Source organism: Rhizobium sp. BG4 (assembly GCF_016864575.1).
Classification (GTDB): domain Bacteria; phylum Pseudomonadota; class Alphaproteobacteria; order Rhizobiales; family Rhizobiaceae; genus Rhizobium.
Genome location: NZ_CP044126.1, coordinates 1438869 through 1457875 on the forward strand (window position 1 = coordinate 1438869; position 19007 = coordinate 1457875).

The window sequence follows — 19007 nt, forward strand, 5'->3', positions numbered from 1 at the left end:
TGCCGGAGCGCCCGTGAAGCGCTCCGGCAGGCCGCCGTGCCGCAATGTCAGCGCTAAGCTTGTCGCTTTTCCGGAATGACTCTTTTCCGAAGGTCACCTGTTTTTAGAAAATATAATCTATAATATAAATAGACATTATGGAAATCTCATTGGGACGTCACCGCAGGGGCTGACGAAAACATTGAGGTGACACCATGGGTATCAAGACATTGCTCGGGACGATCGGTCTCGTTGCGTCATTCATCACTGCCGCACATGCTGATGAAGCAAAGAAGGTCGTTATCGCCTATCAGACCGGCGCCGTGCCCTATCTGGTCGGCATTGCAAACGGCGATCTTGCCAAGCAGACCGGCTGGGATATCGAATTCCGCCGCTTCAATTCCGGCGCCGATATCTTCGCGGCGATCGCCTCCGGCGACGTGCAGCTCGGCGATGTCGGTTCGAGCCCCTATGCGGCTTCGGTCAGCAAGGATCTCGACGTCAAGGGCATCTACATCACGGCCGGTGCAGGCGACAGCGAAGCGCTGGTTGTACGCCCCGATATCAAGTCCGCCGCCGATCTGAAGGGCAAGAAGTTCTCGGCCGCGCCCGTTTCCACCGATCACTACCAGCTTCTTGCCTATCTGAAGCAGGAAGGTCTCACCGAAAAGGACGCGCAGGTCATCGCCATGCCGCAGCCGCAGATCGTTGCCGCCTGGAAGCGCGGTGATATCGACGGTGCCTTTGTCTGGGATCCGGCGCTGAGCGAACTGAAGAAGGACGGCAAGGTTCTGGTGACCTCGGGTGAAGTTTCGAAACGCGGCGCGCCCGTTTTCAGCGCGCTCGTGGTAACCGGGGACTTCGCTAAAAAGAATGCAGAGTTCCTGACGAAATATGTCGGCCTGATCGACAAGTACTATGTCGATTTCGCCAAGAACCCGAACAACTGGACTGCGTCCTCCGACAACATCAAGGCGATTGCCAAGTTGCAGGGCGGCACGCCCGAGGAAAATGCCGGCTGGCTGAACACGACTGTCGTCGTTCCCCTTCAGGAGCAAGTGACGGCCGCCTGGCTCGGCGAAGGCGACAAGGGCAGCGTTGCCAAGACCCTGAAGGACACTGCTGGGTTCCTGAAGGAGCAGAAGAAGATCACTGCGGTCAAGGACAGCTACGCGAGCTTCGTCGATCCGCAGTTTGCTGCCGCAGCCCTCGCTTCGAACTGAACGTCTGACGAAATGGCGGCCCGACCCGGCCGCCATTTCACATTTACGGAAGACACGACATGCTTGAAGTCCGACACGCCACCGTGAAATTCGATGCCGCCGACGGAAGCTCCGTCCATGCGCTCGACAACGTCTCCTTCGACATCCCGCCAGCCTCGATCGTCGTCGCGCTCGGTGCCTCGGGCTGCGGAAAATCGACCTTGCTGAATGCCATCGCCGGCTTCCAGCCGTTGACCGAAGGTGAGATCTTGATCGACGGCGTGGCGGTTTCGCGGCCGGGCGGTGATCGCGGTGTCGTCTTCCAGAAGGATACGCTGCTTCCCTGGTCGAGCGTTCTCGACAATGTCGCGCTCGGCTTGCGTTATCAGGGCGTAGGTAAAAGAGAACGGCACCAGAAGGCGCGCGAGCTCCTGAAGCTTGTCGGGCTTTCCGATTTCGAGAACAAGCCTCCCTATGAACTCTCCGGCGGCATGCGCCAGCGCGTCGGCATCGCCCGCGCCTTGGCGACGGATCCCAAAGTGCTGCTGATGGACGAGCCATTCGGCGCCCTCGACAGCCTGACGCGCGAAACCATGCAGCAGCTGCTCGCCTCGGTCTGGGCCGAGACGAAGAAGCAGGTGTTCTTCATCACTCACTCGATCGAGGAGGCGCTGACGCTCGGCACCCATATCCTCGTCATGTCGCCGCGACCGGGCAGGGTGGTTGCACGATACGAGGCGGATTTCGTGCGGGAATTCGCGCGCACGGGGGAAATCGGGCCGATCCTGGCAAATCCGGATTTCGTCGCTCTCAGAGAAGAGATCCGCTCGATCATTCACAAGCCCGCGCATGACCGCCGGGCCGCCTGACGCGGCACACAAAGCAAGGATTCGACTATGAGCGTATTGGCAGAACCAGCCACGGCAGCCCGCGCGGCCTCGCCCGAGCGCAGGCCACGCGTCCGCAAACCGGCGACGGGCACCTTCGCGATCAGTGCCGCGACCCTAGTGGCGCTCCTCTTAGGATGGGTGATCGCGACGCGGTACCATCTCGCCTCCCCACTCTTCCTTCCCTCACCGGGTGACGTACTCGTCCAGTTTCAGGTGATCGCCGCTGACGGATATGCCAACGGGACGCTCACCGAACATATTCTGGCGAGCCTAGGGCGCATCAGCGTGGCGCTCGCCTTCGGCATCGGTCTCGGCGTGCCGATCGGCCTGATCATGGGGCTGAATCGCTGGGCGAAGGGTGTGCTGAGCGTGCCGATCGACATCTACTGGGGTCTGCCGCCGCTTGCCTATCTGCCGCTGCTGATCATCTGGCTCGGCATCGGTGAATCCTCGAAAATCTTGCTCCTCAGCCTCTCTGCGTTCGCACCGATCTGCTATGCGGCGCAAGCCGGTGTCCGCTCTGTGCCGCAGGAGCGCATCAATGCCGCCCAGTCGCTGGGCGCTAACAGCCTCCAGCTCTTCACGACGATCGTCCTTCCCTCTGCGCTGCCCGAGATCCTGACGGGTCTGCGCATCGCGATCGGTGCAACACTCTCGACCCTGGTGGCAGCCGAGCTCATCGCCGCCCAATCGGGTGTTGGCTACATGATCATGTCCGCTTCTAATTTCCTGGCAACCGATGTCGTCTTCGTCGGCCTGATCGTCATCGCCATCTTCGCCTTCGCCTTCACCGCGGCGATGCGCTTCCTCGAAAAGCAGCTGGTGCCCTGGAAGGGCAAACTCTGACATCCGGATCCGACCCATGACCGCACATGCAAATCCTCCGCTGAACTTCTTCTGGTACCTGCCGACCCATGGCGATGGTCCCTACCTCGGAAGCGACGAACGCCACCGTCCGCCGACCTTCGGCTACATGCGCGATATCGCCCAGGCAACCGACCGGCTCGGCTTCGAAGGCGTGCTACTTCCAACCGGCACCTATTGCGAGGATGCCTGGATCACCGCCGCCTCCCTCGTGCCGCTGACGGAACGGCTTCGTTTCCTCGTGGCGCTCCGCCCGGGCAGCGCAACGCCTGCCATGTTCGCGCGTCATGCCGCCGCCCTCGACCGCATCTCCGGCGGCAGGGCGCTGTTCAATGTCGTCACGGGCGCCGACCCTGCCGATCTCGCAGGAGACGGCAACAAGCTCGGCCATGGCGAACGCTACGAACAGACCGACGAGTTCCTGACGATCTGGCGGCGGATTCTCTCCGGCGAAAATCCGGATTTCGAAGGCAAGTATCTCTCCTCGCACGGGCGCGGATTGTCGTTCCCGCCGGTGCAGGCTCCGCATCCGCCGATCTGGTTCGGCGGCTCGTCGGATGCCGGTATCGCCGTCGCCGCCAAGCATGCCGACGTTTATCTGAGTTGGGGCGAGCCGCCCGCGCTATTGGCGGAGAAGATCACCCGGGTGAAGGAGCGTGCCCTTGCCGAGGGACGCAAGATCCGCTTCGGCCTGCGCATCCATTTCATCGTCCGCGAAACCGAGGACAAGGCCTGGGCTGCCGCCGACGAGCTGATCAGCCGCGTCACCGACGAACAGATCGCCGAGGCGCAGAACGAATTCCTCAACGTCTCTCAGTCGGTTGGCCAGAAACGGATGTCGGCGCTGCATCAGGGGAGCCGCGACAAGCTTGTCATCGCGCCGAACCTCTGGGCCGGTCATGGCCTCGTACGCGGCGGCGCCGGGACGGCACTGGTCGGGAGCCCGGAAAATATCGCGGCGCGCCTGCGCGAATATCAGGAGATCGGCGTCGACACCATCATCGGCTCGGGCTATCCGCATCTCGAAGAGGCATTCCATGTCGCCGAGCTGCTCTTCCCGCTGATCGACAAATCCGGCGAGAAATCTTACGGCATCGGCAAGGATAACCAGACCTTCGAGAGCGGATTGAAATCGAAGCGGACGGCGTGAGACGATCCTGTTCCGGTCAGCTGGGCCGGAACAGCTTCGGCCTCTGCGCCTCGAACGTCTTGCGCCCGCCTTTGCATCCGAAGATGACGCGGGCGTTTTCGCGGATGGCCTGTTCGCGGTCACCGCAGTCGATGAGGATGATGTCGGCGGGTTCGCCGACGGTGATCTTTTGTCTCTTTCCCAGGATCTCTGCCGCGGAGCGCTCGATCATGTCGAAGGCGAGCTGCATATCCTGGCGGCGTGAGAGCTGCGCGACATTGGCATAGAGATTTGCCATGCGGATCAGCGAGGCGTCGCCGTAAGGCGTGAAGGGATTGAGGATGTTGTTGCTGGCGATCGACGTCAGCACGCCCTCCGAAGCCAGGAGATGCGCAGGGGCGACGCCGCGCGGTACCAGCCGGTCGAAGCTGCGGCCGTTGAGGAAGAGATCGGTCGATGGCAGCACGGTAATGGCGATGCCTGCGGCTTTCAGTTTCTGGGCCACGGCGCGCAACTCATCAGGCGCGAGCGTCGACAGGCTGGTCATGTGCCCGAGCGAGACGCGGCCCTGATAACCGCGCCTCAGCGTCTCCTCGATGACTTCAGGCAGGTTGCTCTTTTCCGGCGACAGGTCGAAATCGAGGTGGAAATCCACGGGAACACCGTGCTTTTCGGCCAGATCGAAGATCATGCGGATTTGGCCGCGCGGGTCGGAATCGATATAGGGCGCGCCGCCGATGAGGTCGGCGCCATCCGCCAAAGCCTGATCGAGCATCGCGAAAGTTTCGGGTTCATTGGTCAGGCCGTCCTGGGCGAAGGCGCAGATCTCGATGTCGACCGCGAAGGCATAGTCACTGCGGATGCGCTTGATCGCCTCGAAGGAGCGCATGCCGGCGCGGGGGTCGATCTCGACGAAGGTCCGCATCCGCATCGTGCCGCTGACGATTGCTTTCTCGACGACGCGGGCGGCGCGGGCGTAGACATCGGCCTCCGTAAAGCCTGCCTTGGCGACGGCGGTCTCGCGCACGGCTTCGGCGAGCGTGCCCTCGCAGATGCCGCAGCGGTCGAGGATGCAGGCCTTGTCGAGATGGATATGGCTGTCGGTGAAGCCGCAGCTCGCAAAGGCGCCCTCGGCATCGATGGTTTCGACGGCTTCGCAAACGAGGTTCGATCCGATCGCCGCGATCGTCCCGCCGGATATGCCGATGTCGACAGGGCTATCGGCGTCTTCGAGGCTGGCATTGCGGATGAGGAGATCGAAGAGCGGCGTCGCCATGGTCAGATACCGATCGCCCCGCCGTCGCTGCGCGGATCATGCGCGCCGTCGATCGTCTCGCCGATGCGGATGACGCCTGCCTGTCCGCCCAGCTGGCTGAAGGCATCGATGCTGCTGACCTCGTGGCCCATGGCCTGCAATTCCTCGAAGACACCAGCCCCGGCATTGGCCTCGATCTTCAGCGTGTCCCGGGCATCAGAAAAGGTGCGCCCGAGCAGGAAGCGGGGCTGTGACAGGGCCGCCAGCGGGTCGAGCCCGTGGTCGATCAGCAGCGATAACAGTAGCGACAGCGTCTGCGGCTGCCCGTCGGCGCCTTGTGTGCCGTAGAGGAGGTGCGGGCGCCCGTTCTTCAGCGCCATGCCGGGGTTCAGGGTGTAGAAGGGCCGCTTGCCGGGCGTCAGCCGATTGGGGCTCGCGGGATCGAGGCTGAAGGCGGCGCCGCGGTTCTGCCAGAGGATGCCGGTATCCCCGCCACGACGCCGCTGCCCCAGTCGAAATAGATGCTCTGGAGCATGGAGACGCTGCGCCCCTCGCTGTCGGTCGCGGCCAGAAATGCCGTATCGCCTTGCCTGAACGGCTGTGGCCAGGGCATTGCCTTCTGTGGATCGATCGCGGCGGCCTTGGTAGCCAGGCGGGTGCCATCCAGCAGGGTCTCGCAATCGACTTCGGCGAAATCCGGATCGGCGATCCCGGCGCGATCGAGGAAGGCCTGTTTCACCGCTTCGACGAGCCGGTGGTAGAAGGCGGCGCTGTCCGGCTCGAGCGCTGCCATGTTGAACTGGCTTAGAACCCCATGATGCCGAGCGTGGTGACGCCTTGGGTCGGAGGCGGGGGCGCCAGCAGGGTGAGGCCGCGATAATCGAGCGACAGGGGTTCGGCCGTACGGGTCTTGGTTCTCGCCAGGTCCTCTGCGGTCAAAGGTGAACCGGCCGAAGCCAGCCCGGCGGCAATCCGGGCGGCAAGTTCGCCCTCGTAGAACTCGCGTGGGCCATGGTCGGCAATGGCGCGCAATGTCTTCGCCAGCGCGGGTTGTCGCTGTGTGCCATCGGCGGCGAAAGTCGCCGCAAAGCCCGGCCAGTCCGGGATTTCCATTTCCCTGAACCGGTACCAGAAACTCTGAGAGGGGCTGACGGGAAAGCCGTCTTCCGCCAGAGCGATCGCGTCCTCCAGCAGGGCGGCGAGTTTTTCCTTGCCGTTCCAGCTTTCCGCCGAATGAGCAAGGAGCGTGCCCCAGCTGTCGACGAGGCAAGCCGTGGTGAGCGCCGACATCGGCCCGCGAAACGGGATTGCCGGGATCTCGGGCAGGGTCATGGCCGCCTGACCGATGCCGAGGAAGGACGTGGCGGTGCCGGAGCGATCGGCGACGAGCCAGATCGCATCGCCGCCGAGCCCGCAGAAGTGCGGATAGACCACCGAAAGCGCCGCACCGGCCGCGATCACCGCCTCGATGGCGTTGCCGCCGCGACGGAGGACTTTGGCACCGGCCTCCGCTGCAAGCCAATGCGGCGCCGTCACCATGGCGCTCGTGGACGCGGCGTTGCTGCCTGATGTCTGGCGGCTTGCCATCGTCATCTGCGGATCACCACGCCGTCTTCGGCAACCAGCTTGCCGGACTTGAAGACCTTGCGGCCCTTCGGCACGCTGACGACGGCCTGCGGGATATGCTCGGCCTGCAAGGTTACGAAGTCTGCCTTGTTGCCGAGTTGAAGGCCGTAACCTTCCAGCCGCAGCGCCTTGGCGCCTGCCGCGGTCACGACGTTGAAGGCGGCTGCCAGCTCGTCATCGGTATAGAAGCCGGAGCGGTAGCCGATGATTTCGGCCCGGCGCAGCATGTCGCCATCGCCGTAGGGCCACCAAGAATCGCGGATATTGTCGCTGCCGCTGAAGACGGTCACGCCGGCCTTGCGCAGCAAGGCGACCGGCGGAAAATTGTGATTGCCGGGCGCATTGGTCATGATCGAAACGCCGCTCGCGGCGATCAGGTCGGCTACCTTCCTTGCCGCATCCGGAGGCAGGTCGCCCAGCCCGTAGGCATGGCTGACGGTGACGTGGCCGGACATGCCGAGCGCCGCAGTCCGCGCGCAGATCTCCTCGATGGTGAAGAGACCGAGCGTGCCGGCATCATGCAGATGGATATCGACATCGACGCCGTGCTTTTCGGCGACGCCGAAGACGACATCAAGATGGCCCGTGACATCGCGGTCGAAACTCGCCGGATCGAGGCCGCCGACGAGGTCTGCGCCGAGCGTGATGGCCTGGTCGAGGAGTTCCGGTGTGCCGGGGCTTTTCAGGATGCCGCTCTGCGGGAAGGCGACGAGCTGGATATCGATCAGATCGCGATAGTCCTCGCGGACCTTCAAGATCGTCTCGAGAGACGTCAGGCCGACCGATCCGTCGACCATGACATGACTGCGCATGGCCGTTGCGCCATTGGCGATACAGAGGTCGAGCTGGTTGCGGGCGCGCTCGTCCATAGGCGCGGCCTGAGCCATATTCTGCGCCTGGAACGCGACGCGCTCATGGACATCGAAGCCATTGGTGCAGGGCTTATGCGGGATCCAGGCGTCGCCATAGAAGCTGGTGTCGAGATGGATATGGCCCTCGACGAAACCGGGCACGACCAGCATGCCCCCGAGATCGACGGTACTGCCCGCGCCACCTGCAGCGCCTGCCGGTGAAATCGCGGCGATCCTGCCACCGGAAACGCCGATATCCGCCAGCGATCCATCGGCGAGGCGCGCATTGGTAAAGACGGTCTCGATCTCGGCCATCTCATTCTCCTTGTTGTTCTGCCGCCGGGCGCCTGACGCTCACTCGGGATATGACGTGCAAGAGCAATGCCAGTTGGCGGCCTATGGGATGAAATATCTGCCGGACACGGATCGCAGGGCTTGGAGACCCGCTTGACCGGCACGGTTTCGCGAATGCTCATATATCATGTCTACATAAAAGGCAAAATCATGTATACATGATTGAAAAATAGGCGGCGCTATCGGGCGCTGCTGTAGCGCGAGAGGATGCTGCCGAGATCGGGTGCGGTCTCCGCCTCCTCGGTGATCAGCGCGCGCGTCTCCACAGATACGAGGTGTTCGTCCATCAGCCGTTCGGCCGCAGCGGCATCCTGCGCTTTCAGGGCGGCGATCAGGGCGGAATGCTCGCTGATGGCGCATTCGCTGGAATGCGGGCGGCTATACATCGCAAGGATCAGCGAGCAGCGCGACACCAGCTCGAAGAGGTAGCGCTCCAAGAGCGCATTGCCGGAGAGCGTCGCGAGCTTCAGGTGGAACTCGCCGGCAAGCCGGGTGGAAAGCCGCGCATCGCCCTTGGCATGCGCCGCCTCTTCCTCTTTCACGTGATTTTTCAGAGCCTTCTCGATCTCGGGCGACCAGCGCTTCATCACGCTTCTCATGGCCTCGCGCTCCAGCGAACGGCGCACGGCAAAGACATCACGCGCCTCTTCCAGGCTCGGCCGCGCCACGGTCGCGGTGCGCTTGTGATAGGTATCGACGAGGCCCTGGGTCTGCAGCTTGGCGAGCACGGCGCGCACCAGCGTCCGGCTCATCGAGAAGTGCCGGCCGATCTCGTCTTCGGGCAGCTTGGTGCCAGCCTTCAGTGCCTGTTCGATGATGGCGCGCCGCAGGGCGAGGGTGGCGGCTTCGACGCGGTCGGAATTCGAGGACATTGCGGATCCTAAGAAGTGATTTCCTGTATACGTTATCCCGCGTTCCCGCATACGGCAACCGGCGGCAGCCGCGCGCTGTCAGGGCCACCCCTTGAGCAGTTGTGATGCGGAACCTAGATCATCAGGAGAGAAGGTCAGGGGGAGAGTCATGCCTGATACAATGGTCGTCAAACGGGAAACCCATGTGGCCGCGCCGCCTGCGGCGGTCTTTGCGCTGCTGACCGATCCCGACAAGATCCTGCGCTGGATGGGAACCGAGGCCCATGTCGAGGCCGAGCCCGGTGGTCTCTATCTCGTCAATGTCACCGGCGCCCGCTTCGCCCGGGGCACGTTCCGCGAAGTCATCCCCGTCCATCGCATCGCCTACAGTTTCGGTTGGGATGGCAGCGAGATCGTGCCGCCGGGGTCGAGCCTCGTGGAGATCGACCTCATTGAGAAGCCCGATGGTACATTGCTGCGGCTGACCCATACCGGCCTGCCGACGCCGGAGCAGTGCGCTGGTCATGCCGAGGGCTGGGCGCATTATCTCGATCGTCTCGCCACCGTCGTCGCGGGCAAGGATCCGGGACCGGATTCGAATGCCGGACGCACCGGCTGAAGCTTGGATGACAGGGGCTAGCGGCCATGGCATCATCGCCGCATGAACATGCCTCCCTCCCTTGCCTGGCTGGTCGATGAGGCGAGCCAGACCGCAACCCCGGAACTGTTTCTCGGTGAACTCGGCCGGATGCTGCTGGCCGAAGGCATTCCCGTCGCCCGTATCGCGCTGACGCTTGCCGTGCCGCATCCGATCATCGCGCAGCGAACCTGGCTCTGGCGCGCCGCCGGCAATGAGGTGATCGAAGCGCTCGGATTCGGCGTCTCGGCGCAAGCCGGGCGCGAATGGCTGGCCGAGATCGGCAATACCAGGGAAGGGCTCGCCAGTGAGGCAAGCGGCGTTCGCTTCCTCGGATGGGCGGGAAGCCAGCCCTTCCGTGCGGAGCAGCAGGCGCTGATCGACGATGCGGCGCGCTTTGCCAAGGCGCCGCTGGCGGCGATCTCGGCGCGGCTGGCGGGCGCCGCCTTGCTCGAAGCCTATCTCGGCAGGCGCAGTGCCGCCCGCGTCGGCGCCGGTGCGCTGAAGCGTGGCAGCGGTGAGACGATCCGCGCTGCTCTGCTTTGCGCCGACCTTCGCGATTTCACCGCCATGTCGGAGAACGCCCCGGCGGAAACAGTCATCGCCGCGCTCGACGCCTGGTTCGAGCGGGTGACCGGCGCCGTCAATGTCTTCGGCGGCGAGGTGTTGAAATTCATCGGCGACGGCGTGCTGGCGATCTTCCCGGTGACGGGGACGGCGCATGATGCCTGCGCGGCCGCCATCCGCGCCGCCAATGCGGCGAAAGCAGGCATGAAGCACTTGAATGCCGCGCGGGAAGGCGATGGCCTCCCTTCATTGCCGTTCGGCATGGCGCTGCATTTCGGCGAAATCTTCTGGGGCAATATCGGCGCGGCGGACCGGCTGGATTTCACCGCGATCGGCCCTGCCGTCAATCTCGTCAGCCGTCTCGAAGGTCTCTGCAAGCCGCTAGGACATACGGTTCTTGTCTCCGGCGCGCTGGCGGCCGAGGTGCCGGAAGGGCTCGTGGATCGCGGCAGTCATCCGCTTCGCGGCATTGCGGAGCCGTGCCCGGTCTTTGCGCTCGGCGGCGAATGAAACGAAAAAGCCGCCGCGTGTTCGTCGCGGCGGCTTTCGAAGCTGACCCGGTGCTCTCTTAGCTGCGCGGGTTGATGTTTTCAGGGTCGTAGAGCGGCTTGTAGCCGACGGCTGCGACCTCGACCGGATAGGTCTCGGCGAAATACTCGATGTTGAGCTTGCGGCCGACCTGGCAATAATCCCAGGGCAGGTAGGCGAGCGCGATATTCTTGCCGAGCGTCGGGCCGAAGGCGACCGAGGTCGTGTAGGAGCGGCGGCCGAGCTCGTCGATCAGCACCTTTCCGGTTTCCGGATCCATGACCGGCATGGAACCGACGGGGTAGCGCTTGACGCCCGACTTGTCGGTATTCTCGGTCATGACGAGGGTGCAAAGCATTGCCGGCTGGTGATCGCGCGCCTTGTATTCCAGGTGCTTGGCCTTGCCGCGGAAGTCGGATTCCTTGACCTTCGGACGGGCCAGATCAGCTTCCAGCAGATTGTACTGGGTGAGCAGATCGCCGTTCTGCAGGCGCAGGCTTTTTTCCATGCGGCGCGAGTTCGCGTAGGTCTCGACACCGAACGGCATGACGCCGGTCGAACGCAGCGCATCCCAGACGGCGAGGCCGTCTTCGTATTTCATGTGCAGTTCCCAGCCCTGCTCGCCGACATAGGAGATGCGGAAGGCGGTGACCGGCTTGCCGCCGATCTCGATCGGCTTGATCGCCGCGAAGGCGAAGTTCTCGGCATCGAGGCCTGAGGGATCGGCAACCACCTTCTTCAGCGTCTCGCGGGCGTTTGGCCCCCAGATGCCGATGGTGATGTACTTCTCGGAGACGTCGGTGATGGTGACGTCGAGGCCGCGATCCTCGGCAACGCGCTTCATGTAGTGGAAGTCGCGCGGGCCGGCATCGGCGCCGTTGATCAGGCGGCAGCGGTCGGCCATGCGGATGACCGTGAAGTCGGCGCGCACCATGCCCTCGTCGTCGAGGAAGTGGGTGTAGATGCCCTTGCCGATGTTGGCGTCGCCGCCGATCTTTGCGACGCAGAGCCATTCGAGCAGATCCACATGGTCAGGACCTTCGATATCGACCATGTGGAAATGGCTGAGATTGACGATGCCGCAATCCTCGCTCATCGCCAGATGTTCGGCATTGGAGACGCGCCAGAAATGGCGGTTGTCCCATTCGTTCTCGCGAACCGGCACGCGGTCGGCATATTTTTCCAGCAGGTGCTCGTTGGCAGCGTAGCCATGTGCACGCTCCCAGCCACCGAGTTCCATGAAGTAGCCGCCGAGTTCCTTCTCGCGCTCGTAGAAGGGCGAGCGCTTGGCGTTACGGCCGGATGCATAGGGTTCGCGGGTATGAACGGCCGGGAAGTAGATCTTCTGGGCGGCTTCGTAGCAGCGGCCCTCGATGAATTCTTCGGTCAGCTGGTGCGGGTAGAAGCGGGCGTAATCGATCGAGTTGTGATCGATCTCGGTGCGGCCATCGGTCATCCAGTCGGCGATCAGCTTGCCATAGCCCGGGCCGTCCTTGACCCAGATGGCGACGCAGTACCAGAGGCCGCGAACCTTCTGGCTTTCGCCGCAGGAGGCGCCGCCGCCGGCCGAGACCTGCAGCAGGCCGTTGAAGGAGTGGCCTTCGTTATAGCCGAGTTCGCCAAGGATCGGCGTCAGTTCCATGGCGCGCTCGAGCGGCTCGATGATCTGCTCCATCTCGAGGTCGCGCTGCGACGGTGAAAGGCGTGCTTCGTGCTTTTCGAGAAGATCGCGCGGATGGCACATGCGGGGATTGGTGGTCTCGTAATAACCCCACTCGATCTGGCCGCCTTCGGTCGTCGCCGGATCTCCGGTGTCGCGCATATAGGCGGAGTTGCCCTGGTCGCGCAGCAGCGGGAAGCCGATTTCCTTGCCGGTGCCTTCGAATTCATTGTAGGGGCCGAAGAAAGTGAGCGGGTGATCGACCGGCATGACCGGCAGGTCTTCGCCAACCATTTCGGCGATCAGGCGGCCCCAGAGGCCTGCACAGACGATAACGTGATCGGCCATGATCGTGCCGCGATGGGTGACGACGCCCTTGATGCGGCCGCCTTCAACGATCAGCGACTTCGCGGGCGTATTGCCGAACATCTTCAGCTTGCCGGACTTTTCGGCAGCATCGACGAGCTTGCCTGCAACCGTCTGCGAGCGCGGAATGACGAGACCGGCGTCGGGGTCGAACATGCCGCCCTGAACCTGGTCTTCCTCGATCAGCGGGAACATTTCCTTGATTTCGGAGGGCGAGACGTAGCGGGCGTTGGTGCCGAAGGCCTTGGCGGAGCTCAGCTTGCGCTTGATCTCTTCCATCCAGGTGTCGTCGCCGGTGCGGGCAACTTCCAGACCGCCGATGCGGGCGTAGTGGCCCATCTTCTCGTAGAAATCGATGGAGTACTGAGTTGTCCAGACGCTGAGATAGTCGTGGCTGGTGGTGTAACAGAAGTCGGAGGCATGTGCCGTCGATCCGATATCCGTCGGGATGCCCGATTTGTCGATGCCGACAATGTCGTCCCAGCCACGCTCGATCAGGTGATGAGCGATCGAGGCGCCGACGATGCCGCCGAGACCGATGATTACGACTTTAGCCTTGCTTGGAAATTCCGCCATCACTTGAACCCTTGAACCTTGGTGCGCCGAATCTAATACAGGCCGAAACGGCACTACAGTCGATCCACGACAATAAGATGTAGCGATCCGCCAAGGGGCTTGTCTATTCGAGACGCGAAGCCGCTGGCTCTTTTGCGACATCCGCATGCAGCCATGGCATTTGAGACGAACAGCGGTATGTTTGTAACAGGATCGCGGGAGACATCGCGCATCCATCCATGAGCCAGGCAGGGAGGAGCCAATCTCATGACATCAGACGATCCGGTGGTGATCGCCGGCATGGCGCGCACGCCGATGGGCGGCTTTCAAGGCGACTTCAAAGATGTGGCGGCGACGGAACTCGGTTCGGCGGCAATCCGGGCGGCGATCGAGCGCAGCGGACTTTCTGCAGAGATGATCGGCGAGGTGCTGATGGGATGCGTGCTGTCGGCAGGGCAGGGGCAGGCCCCGGCCCGCCAGGCGGCACTCGGCGCCGGATTGCCCTATGACTGTGGTGCCGCGACCATCAACAAGGTCTGCGGCTCCGGCATGAAGGCGGCGATGATCGGCCATGACGAGATTGTCTCCGGCAGCCAGTCGGTGGTCGTTGCCGGGGGTATGGAGAGCATGACCAATGCCCCCTATCTCCTCAAGCGCGCCAGAAGCGGTTACCGGATGGGCCATGGCGCCATCCACGACCACATGTTTCTCGATGGCCTGGAGGATGCCTATGACAAGGGCCGCTCCATGGGCACGTTCGCGGAAGAATGCGCGGAAGCCTATCAGTTCACCCGTGACGCTCAGGACCATTATGCCATCGCTTCGCTCGACAAGGCCAAACGCGCCGTCGATGGCGGGCTTTTCGATACAGAGACGGTGACGGTTCAGGTGCAATCCGGAAAGACCAGCCGCGACATTAGCCGGGACGAGCAGCCCGGCAAGGCGGATCCGGCCCGCATTCCCTCGCTGAAACCCGCGTTTCGCGATGGCGGCACGGTGACGGCGGCAAGTTCGGCCTCTATTTCCGACGGTGCGGCGGCGCTCGTCATGATCAGGCGTTCGGAGGCGGAGCGGCGCGGTTTGACGCCTATTGCCGCCATCACCGGCCATGCGACGCATTCGCAGGCACCCAATCTGTTCACGACGGCGCCTGTCGGCGCGCTGCGCAAGCTCTCGGAAAAGACCGGCTGGGCACTCGGCGATGTCGATCTCTTCGAGATCAACGAAGCCTTCGCCGTCGTGCCGATGGCGGCGATGCACGATCTCGGTCTGCCGGCCGAGAAGATCAATATCCACGGCGGTGCCTGCGCGCTCGGCCACCCGATCGGTGCTTCCGGCGCCCGCATCATCGTGACGCTGCTGGCTGCCATGCAACGCTACGGTTTGAAGCGCGGCATGGCTTCGCTCTGCCTCGGCGGCGGCGAAGCGACGGCCATGGCTTTCGAGTGGATCTGAGGGAGAGGCATATGCGGCTCGACGAAACCCAGATCCAGATCCGCGACATGGCCCGCGCCTTTGCGCAGGAGCGCTTGACGCCGGGTGCTGCCCGCCGTGACAAGGAGCACAGTTTTCCGCGCGAGGAATTGCGGGAGATGGGCGAGCTTGGCCTGCTCGGCATGCTGGTCCCGGAGGCATATGGCGGCTCGGAGACCGGCGCGGTCGCCTATGCGCTGGCGATCGAGGAGATTGCGGCGGGCGACGGCGCCTGCTCGACGATCATGAGCGTTCACAGCTCGGTCGGCTGCGTTCCGATCCTGCGCTTCGGCAGCGACGAGCAGAAGCAGCGCTTTCTGCCGAAGCTCGCATCGGGCGAATGGATCGGCGGCTTTGCCCTGACCGAGCCCCAGGCGGGCTCCGATGCCTCGAACCTGAAGACAAGAGCGGAGCGGGATGGCGGCGACTATGTCATCACCGGCGCCAAGCAGTTCATCACGTCCGGCAAGAACGGCGACGTGATCATCGTATTCGCGGTGACCGATCCGGCAGCCGGAAAGAAGGGTATCACTGCCTTCATCGTGCCCACGGATACGCCGGGTTACGAAGTGGTTCGCGTCGAGGACAAGCTCGGGCTGCACGCATCCGATACCTGCCAGATCGTCTTCAACGGCATGCGCATACCGGCTGCCCAGCGGCTGGGGGAGGAGGGTGACGGCTACAGGATTGCGCTCGCCAACCTCGAAGGCGGCCGCATCGGCATTGCCGCGCAGGCGGTCGGCATGGCACGGGCGGCATTCGAGGCGGCGCGCGATTATGCCCGTGAGCGAACTGCCTTCGGCAAGGCAATCGCCGAGCATCAGGCTATCTCCTTCCGGCTCGCCGAAATGGCGACGAAGATCGAGGCGGCGCGCCAGCTCGTCCTGCATGCGGCGGCGCTCAAGGAAGCCGGCGAACCGTGCCTCTCCGAAGCGTCGATGGCGAAGCTCTTTGCATCGGAGATGGCCGAAGCGGTCTGTTCGGCAGCGCTGCAGATCCATGGCGGCTATGGCTATATGGCCGATTATCCGGTGGAGCGTATCTACCGCGACGTCCGCATCTGCCAGATCTATGAGGGCACCAGCGACGTACAGAAGATGGTGATTGCGCGGAACCTTTGAGGCTCAAATGCCGATTTGGGGTTGCACTTTGCCGCGAGTGTGGAAATGACTGCACGCTAATATGTTGCTTTGATCCCGGAACCAGGCGGACCGCTTGCCAATGTCAGATTCCACCCAGAACCTCTCTGCCATCGACATCCTGCGGACCCGTTCGCTTGCCAATGTCGTGCAGGCCGAGATCGAGCGGATGATCATCGATGGTGAGCTGAAGCCGAACGAGCGGGTCAACGAAAACGGCCTGTCGCAGCGCCTCGGCGTCAGCCGCGGACCGATTCGGGAGGCCTGCAGCGCGCTCGCCGCCATGGGGCTGATCGAGATCATCCCGAACCGCGGCTTCTTCATCCGCGCGCTCAGCACCGACGAGGCGCTGGATCTGTCGGAGGCCCGCGCAGGCGTCTTCGGCTGCATGGCGATGATGCTTGCCGAGCGGATTACCGATGCGGAACTCGCGGTGCTGCGCGGCCTGATCGACAAGATGGAGGAGATCGTCGCTCTCGGCGATCTGCATATCTACTATCCCGTCAACCTCGAGTTCCACAAGCAGATCGCCGGCATGGCCGGGAACCTGCGGCTGGCCGCCACCTATCAGAGCTTCGTGCGCGAGCTGCATATCCAGCGCTACCGCGCGCTCTCAGGCCCCGACATGCTGCATGTCTCGAACGAAGAGCATCGGGCGATCGTCGATGCGCTGGCCGCCCGCGATCCGGTTCGGGCGCTGATGACGGCGCGCACCCATATCCTCAACGGCATCATTCGCGCCAGGAACGCCGGCGAAGCGCGCAAGGGCTGAATAGCCCTGCGTTGGTAACTGACTACTCATTCTGAAAATTGTTGACAATCTACAATTTGAAACGCAAGGTCGCCCCGGCAACGAGGGAGGCATTGCATGGAAAGTCATCTGGTCATCGGTATTCTCAATGGAGACGATATCGGCCACGAGATCGTGCCGGCGGCGGTGGATGTCGTGAAGGCGGCGGCAGAAAAGACCGGGCTGAGGATCGACTGGCGGCCGATGCCAATCGGGCGGACGGCGCTCGATACGCATGGCTCGACCTTCCCCGAGGGGACGATGGAGACGCTCGCCAGGATGGATGGCTTCATTCTGGGGCCGATCGGCCATCAGGCCTATCCGAAGGTGCCGGGCGCCATCAACCCGCATCCGATCATGCGCAAGGGCTTCAATCTCTTCGCCAATGTTCGCCCCACGAAATCCTTTCCCGGTCTCGGCGCCATCTATGACGATATCGATCTGGTGATCGTCCGCGAGAATAACGAGGGCTTCCAGCCGGACCGGAATGTCGTGGCCGGTTCGGGCGAATTCCGGCCAACGGAGGAGATGACGATTTCGGTGCGCGTCATCACCCGACTCGGCTCGTCGCGCGTGGCGCGAGCCGCCTTCGAAATCGCCCGTCAGCGCAAGAAGCGGTTGACGGTCGTGCACAAGAACACCGTCTTCAAGCTTGGCTGCGGCATGTTCGTCGAGGAATGCCATAGGGTTGCCAAGGAATTTCCTGATGTGACGGTCGATGAGGTCATCGTCGATACGATGGCGATGCGCCTGATCCGCGATCCCCAGAGCTTCGACGTCATCGTCACCACCAACATGTTCGGCGATATCCTGACCGACGAGGCGGCGGGTCTCGTCGGCGGTCTCGGCATGGCGCCCAGCCTCTGCATCGGCGAGGGCAATCTCGCGATGGCGCAGGCGACGCATGGCTCGGCGCCCGACATCGCCGGCAAGGGCATCGCCAATCCCTTCGCGATGATCGAGTCCGCGAGGATGATGATCGAGTGGCTGGGGCATAATCGCGGCATCCCGCAGGCGGTCGAGGCAGGGGCGATCATGGAAAGGGCGATTGCCAGAGCGCTCGCCAATCCCGAGACCCGCACGCGCGACATCCGCGGTACTGCCGGCACGGAGGGGATGACGCGCGGCATCATCGCGGCACTCGGCTAGCGGTCAGAAACCGGTCAGCTGCGGCCAGTAATGGGCAAGGGCCGCAGCCGTTCCGCCAAGCGCGAGAACGGCGACCACCGGCATTTTCGGTTTCCAGTAGAGCAGGCCGCAGGAGAGTGCGGCGATGACAAGCGCCAGCGCGCCGCCTTCGGCCACCCTAAACAGCGAGATGACACCGGCGATGATCAGGCCGGTGCCGATCGGCGCCAGCCCCTCGCGCATAGCGCGGTGCCACTCCTTGTCACGATGGGTATTGGTCAGCCGGAAGACGGCGTAGCAGAGCAGCGACGAGGGCAGGAACAGCGCCAGCGAAGCGATCAGCGCGCCGAGCCAGCCGGAGACCTTCCAGCCGATCACGGTGGCGAGCATCGTGCCCGGGCCGGGCGCTGCCCGCGACACGCCGAAAAGATGCAGAAATTCCGCCTGCGTCAGCCAGCCATGCACAGTGACCGTCTCGTTCTGCAGCCCGGCGATGATCGCCGCGCCACCGCCGATCGAGGTCAGCGAGAACGGGATGAAGACGAGGGCGAGGCCGATGAGGGGATTGTCGCGCATCTACTGCCTCTTCCAGGCCAGCGCGATGCTGAATGGCGCAATGGCGAAAACGACGGGGATCAGCGGCCATTCGAGCACGCCGACCAGAAAGGCCGTCAGCGCGATGACGATGGCGGCCGGCGGAAAACGGATCGCCCGGCGGCTTCCCTGGATGCAGGTCAACAGCAGAAGGCCGATCGCGGCGAAGGCGATGCCGTTGAAGACGACGGGTAGCAGTTCGTAACCCGCCAGCAGATCGAAGAGCTTGTAGAGGCCGATCACCGCGAAGAACGGGCCGACGAGAAAGCCGGTGAAACAGGCGATGGAGCCGAGCGGGCCGCGGAGCTGTTCGCCGAGGCAGATGACGAGATTGACGACATTGGCGCCGGGCAGCATCTGCGAGATCGCCAGGCTGGTCGAGAAATCCTCGTCGCTGACGAGCTCCTTGCGCAGGACGAATTCCTGGTAGAGCCATCCGGAAAGACCGCCGCCGAAGCTCAATATCCCGACCTTGAAGCAGAGAAGGAAAAGGGCGGCGAGGCTCGGCCGGTCCGCCGGCCGCAGGGATTCCGGTACAGACATCCTACGGGTCCATCATGCGCTTGAGC

At 63.4% G+C, this 19007-nt stretch carries 16 protein-coding genes and 1 pseudogene; 10 read left to right on the forward strand and 7 right to left on the reverse strand.

Annotated features, from left to right (window positions below):
- Positions 1–194: 194 nt before the first annotated feature.
- From F2982_RS26800 to ssuD, 4 genes are read left to right on the forward strand one after another with little or no spacing between them, the layout of a single operon-like run.
- Positions 195–1202, forward strand: coding sequence for a glycine betaine ABC transporter substrate-binding protein (locus F2982_RS26800; protein ID WP_203430513.1), 1008 nt, complete (start codon positions 195–197; stop codon positions 1200–1202).
- Between the two features lie 59 nt (positions 1203–1261).
- Positions 1262–2050 carry an ABC transporter ATP-binding protein gene (locus F2982_RS26805; protein ID WP_203430514.1) on the forward strand — a complete coding sequence of 263 codons (789 nt, stop codon included), beginning with the start codon at positions 1262–1264 and terminating at the stop codon, positions 2048–2050.
- A 27-nt stretch (positions 2051–2077) separates the two neighbouring features.
- A complete protein-coding gene (locus tag F2982_RS26810) occupies positions 2078–2917 on the forward strand; it encodes an ABC transporter permease subunit (protein WP_203430515.1) in 840 nt (279 codons plus the stop codon).
- Between the two features lie 16 nt (positions 2918–2933).
- Positions 2934–4085, forward strand: coding sequence for an FMNH2-dependent alkanesulfonate monooxygenase (gene ssuD / locus F2982_RS26815; protein WP_203430516.1), 1152 nt, complete (start codon positions 2934–2936; stop codon positions 4083–4085).
- A 16-nt stretch (positions 4086–4101) separates the two neighbouring features.
- Here ssuD and F2982_RS26820 read toward each other — a convergent pair whose 3' ends face one another.
- The 4 genes and pseudogenes from F2982_RS26820 to F2982_RS26835 all read right to left on the reverse strand — a co-directional run bounded on the left by F2982_RS26820 (position 4102) and on the right by F2982_RS26835 (position 9022).
- The gene (locus F2982_RS26820) at positions 4102–5340 is read right to left on the reverse strand and encodes an amidohydrolase family protein (protein ID WP_203430517.1); all 1239 of its coding nucleotides are present in this window, start codon (positions 5338–5340) and stop codon (positions 4102–4104) included.
- A 2-nt stretch (positions 5341–5342) separates the two neighbouring features.
- Positions 5343–6912: pseudogene (locus F2982_RS26825) on the reverse strand (gamma-glutamyltransferase family protein).
- Positions 6909–8111: an amidohydrolase family protein gene (locus F2982_RS26830; RefSeq protein WP_203430518.1), complete on the reverse strand. Its 1203-nt coding sequence runs from the start codon at positions 8109–8111 to the stop codon at positions 6909–6911. Before F2982_RS26830 ends, F2982_RS26825 begins: the two are co-directional and overlap by 4 nt.
- 218 nt (positions 8112–8329) lie before the next feature.
- Complete coding sequence (locus tag F2982_RS26835; RefSeq protein ID WP_203430519.1) at positions 8330–9022, reverse strand: GntR family transcriptional regulator; 693 nt, start codon at positions 9020–9022, stop codon at positions 8330–8332.
- 148 nt (positions 9023–9170) lie between these two features.
- On the opposite strand from F2982_RS26835, the gene F2982_RS26840 reads away from it, so the two are divergent.
- Together F2982_RS26840 and F2982_RS26845 are read left to right on the forward strand one after the other, a co-directional pair.
- Positions 9171–9620 (forward strand): SRPBCC family protein, encoded by a 450-nt coding sequence (locus F2982_RS26840; protein ID WP_112711261.1) that lies wholly within the window; start codon positions 9171–9173, stop codon positions 9618–9620.
- Positions 9621–9662: 42 nt separating this feature from the next.
- On the forward strand, positions 9663–10715 hold the full coding sequence (locus F2982_RS26845) for an adenylate/guanylate cyclase domain-containing protein (protein ID WP_203430520.1): 1053 nt from the start codon (positions 9663–9665) through the stop codon (positions 10713–10715).
- A gap of 58 nt (positions 10716–10773) precedes the next feature.
- Here F2982_RS26845 and F2982_RS26850 read toward each other — a convergent pair whose 3' ends face one another.
- The gene (locus tag F2982_RS26850; protein WP_203430521.1) at positions 10774–13335 is read right to left on the reverse strand and encodes an FAD-dependent oxidoreductase; all 2562 of its coding nucleotides are present in this window, start codon (positions 13333–13335) and stop codon (positions 10774–10776) included.
- 246 nt (positions 13336–13581) lie between these two features.
- Between F2982_RS26850 and F2982_RS26855 the strand changes: the two genes are divergently transcribed.
- From F2982_RS26855 to F2982_RS26870, 4 genes are all read left to right on the forward strand, one after another.
- The gene (locus tag F2982_RS26855; RefSeq protein WP_203430522.1) at positions 13582–14769 is read left to right on the forward strand and encodes an acetyl-CoA C-acyltransferase; all 1188 of its coding nucleotides are present in this window, start codon (positions 13582–13584) and stop codon (positions 14767–14769) included.
- An 11-nt stretch (positions 14770–14780) separates the two neighbouring features.
- Complete coding sequence (locus F2982_RS26860) at positions 14781–15908, forward strand: acyl-CoA dehydrogenase family protein (RefSeq protein WP_203430523.1); 1128 nt, start codon at positions 14781–14783, stop codon at positions 15906–15908.
- A gap of 100 nt (positions 15909–16008) precedes the next feature.
- Entirely contained in the window at positions 16009–16698 is a 690-nt protein-coding gene (locus tag F2982_RS26865; RefSeq protein WP_203430524.1) for an FCD domain-containing protein, read from the forward strand.
- 96 nt (positions 16699–16794) lie between these two features.
- Positions 16795–17865, forward strand: coding sequence for an isocitrate/isopropylmalate family dehydrogenase (locus F2982_RS26870; RefSeq protein WP_203430525.1), 1071 nt, complete (start codon positions 16795–16797; stop codon positions 17863–17865).
- A gap of 3 nt (positions 17866–17868) precedes the next feature.
- Here F2982_RS26870 and F2982_RS26875 read toward each other — a convergent pair whose 3' ends face one another.
- Both F2982_RS26875 and F2982_RS26880 read right to left on the reverse strand, forming a co-directional pair.
- Positions 17869–18420, reverse strand: a complete 552-nt coding sequence (locus F2982_RS26875; RefSeq protein WP_203430526.1) for a chromate transporter — start codon at positions 18418–18420, stop codon at positions 17869–17871.
- Complete coding sequence (locus F2982_RS26880) at positions 18421–18981, reverse strand: chromate transporter (RefSeq protein ID WP_203430527.1); 561 nt, start codon at positions 18979–18981, stop codon at positions 18421–18423. It abuts the gene before it with no gap.
- Positions 18982–19007: the final 26 nt, after the last annotated feature.

Bases quoted from the DNA above. Each gene is read 5' to 3' on its own strand.
- F2982_RS26810 (WP_203430515.1), top strand. From the start codon at position 2,078: ATGAGCGTATTGGCAGAACCAGCCACGGCAGCCCGCGCGGCCTCGCCC.
- F2982_RS26875 (WP_203430526.1), bottom strand. From the start codon at position 18,420: ATGCGCGACAATCCCCTCATCGGCCTCGCCCTCGTCTTCATCCCGTTC.
- F2982_RS26835 (WP_203430519.1), bottom strand. From the start codon at position 9,022: ATGTCCTCGAATTCCGACCGCGTCGAAGCCGCCACCCTCGCCCTGCGG.
- F2982_RS26850 (WP_203430521.1), bottom strand. From the start codon at position 13,335: ATGGCGGAATTTCCAAGCAAGGCTAAAGTCGTAATCATCGGTCTCGGC.
- F2982_RS26855 (WP_203430522.1), top strand. From the start codon at position 13,582: ATGACATCAGACGATCCGGTGGTGATCGCCGGCATGGCGCGCACGCCG.
- F2982_RS26820 (WP_203430517.1), bottom strand. From the start codon at position 5,340: ATGGCGACGCCGCTCTTCGATCTCCTCATCCGCAATGCCAGCCTCGAA.
- F2982_RS26860 (WP_203430523.1), top strand. From the start codon at position 14,781: ATGCGGCTCGACGAAACCCAGATCCAGATCCGCGACATGGCCCGCGCC.
- F2982_RS26805 (WP_203430514.1), top strand. From the start codon at position 1,262: ATGCTTGAAGTCCGACACGCCACCGTGAAATTCGATGCCGCCGACGGA.
- F2982_RS26870 (WP_203430525.1), top strand. From the start codon at position 16,795: ATGGAAAGTCATCTGGTCATCGGTATTCTCAATGGAGACGATATCGGC.
- F2982_RS26880 (WP_203430527.1), bottom strand. From the start codon at position 18,981: ATGTCTGTACCGGAATCCCTGCGGCCGGCGGACCGGCCGAGCCTCGCC.
- F2982_RS26865 (WP_203430524.1), top strand. From the start codon at position 16,009: ATGTCAGATTCCACCCAGAACCTCTCTGCCATCGACATCCTGCGGACC.
- F2982_RS26845 (WP_203430520.1), top strand. From the start codon at position 9,663: ATGAACATGCCTCCCTCCCTTGCCTGGCTGGTCGATGAGGCGAGCCAG.
- F2982_RS26840 (WP_112711261.1), top strand. From the start codon at position 9,171: ATGCCTGATACAATGGTCGTCAAACGGGAAACCCATGTGGCCGCGCCG.
- F2982_RS26830 (WP_203430518.1), bottom strand. From the start codon at position 8,111: ATGGCCGAGATCGAGACCGTCTTTACCAATGCGCGCCTCGCCGATGGA.
- ssuD (WP_203430516.1), top strand. From the start codon at position 2,934: ATGACCGCACATGCAAATCCTCCGCTGAACTTCTTCTGGTACCTGCCG.
- F2982_RS26800 (WP_203430513.1), top strand. From the start codon at position 195: ATGGGTATCAAGACATTGCTCGGGACGATCGGTCTCGTTGCGTCATTC.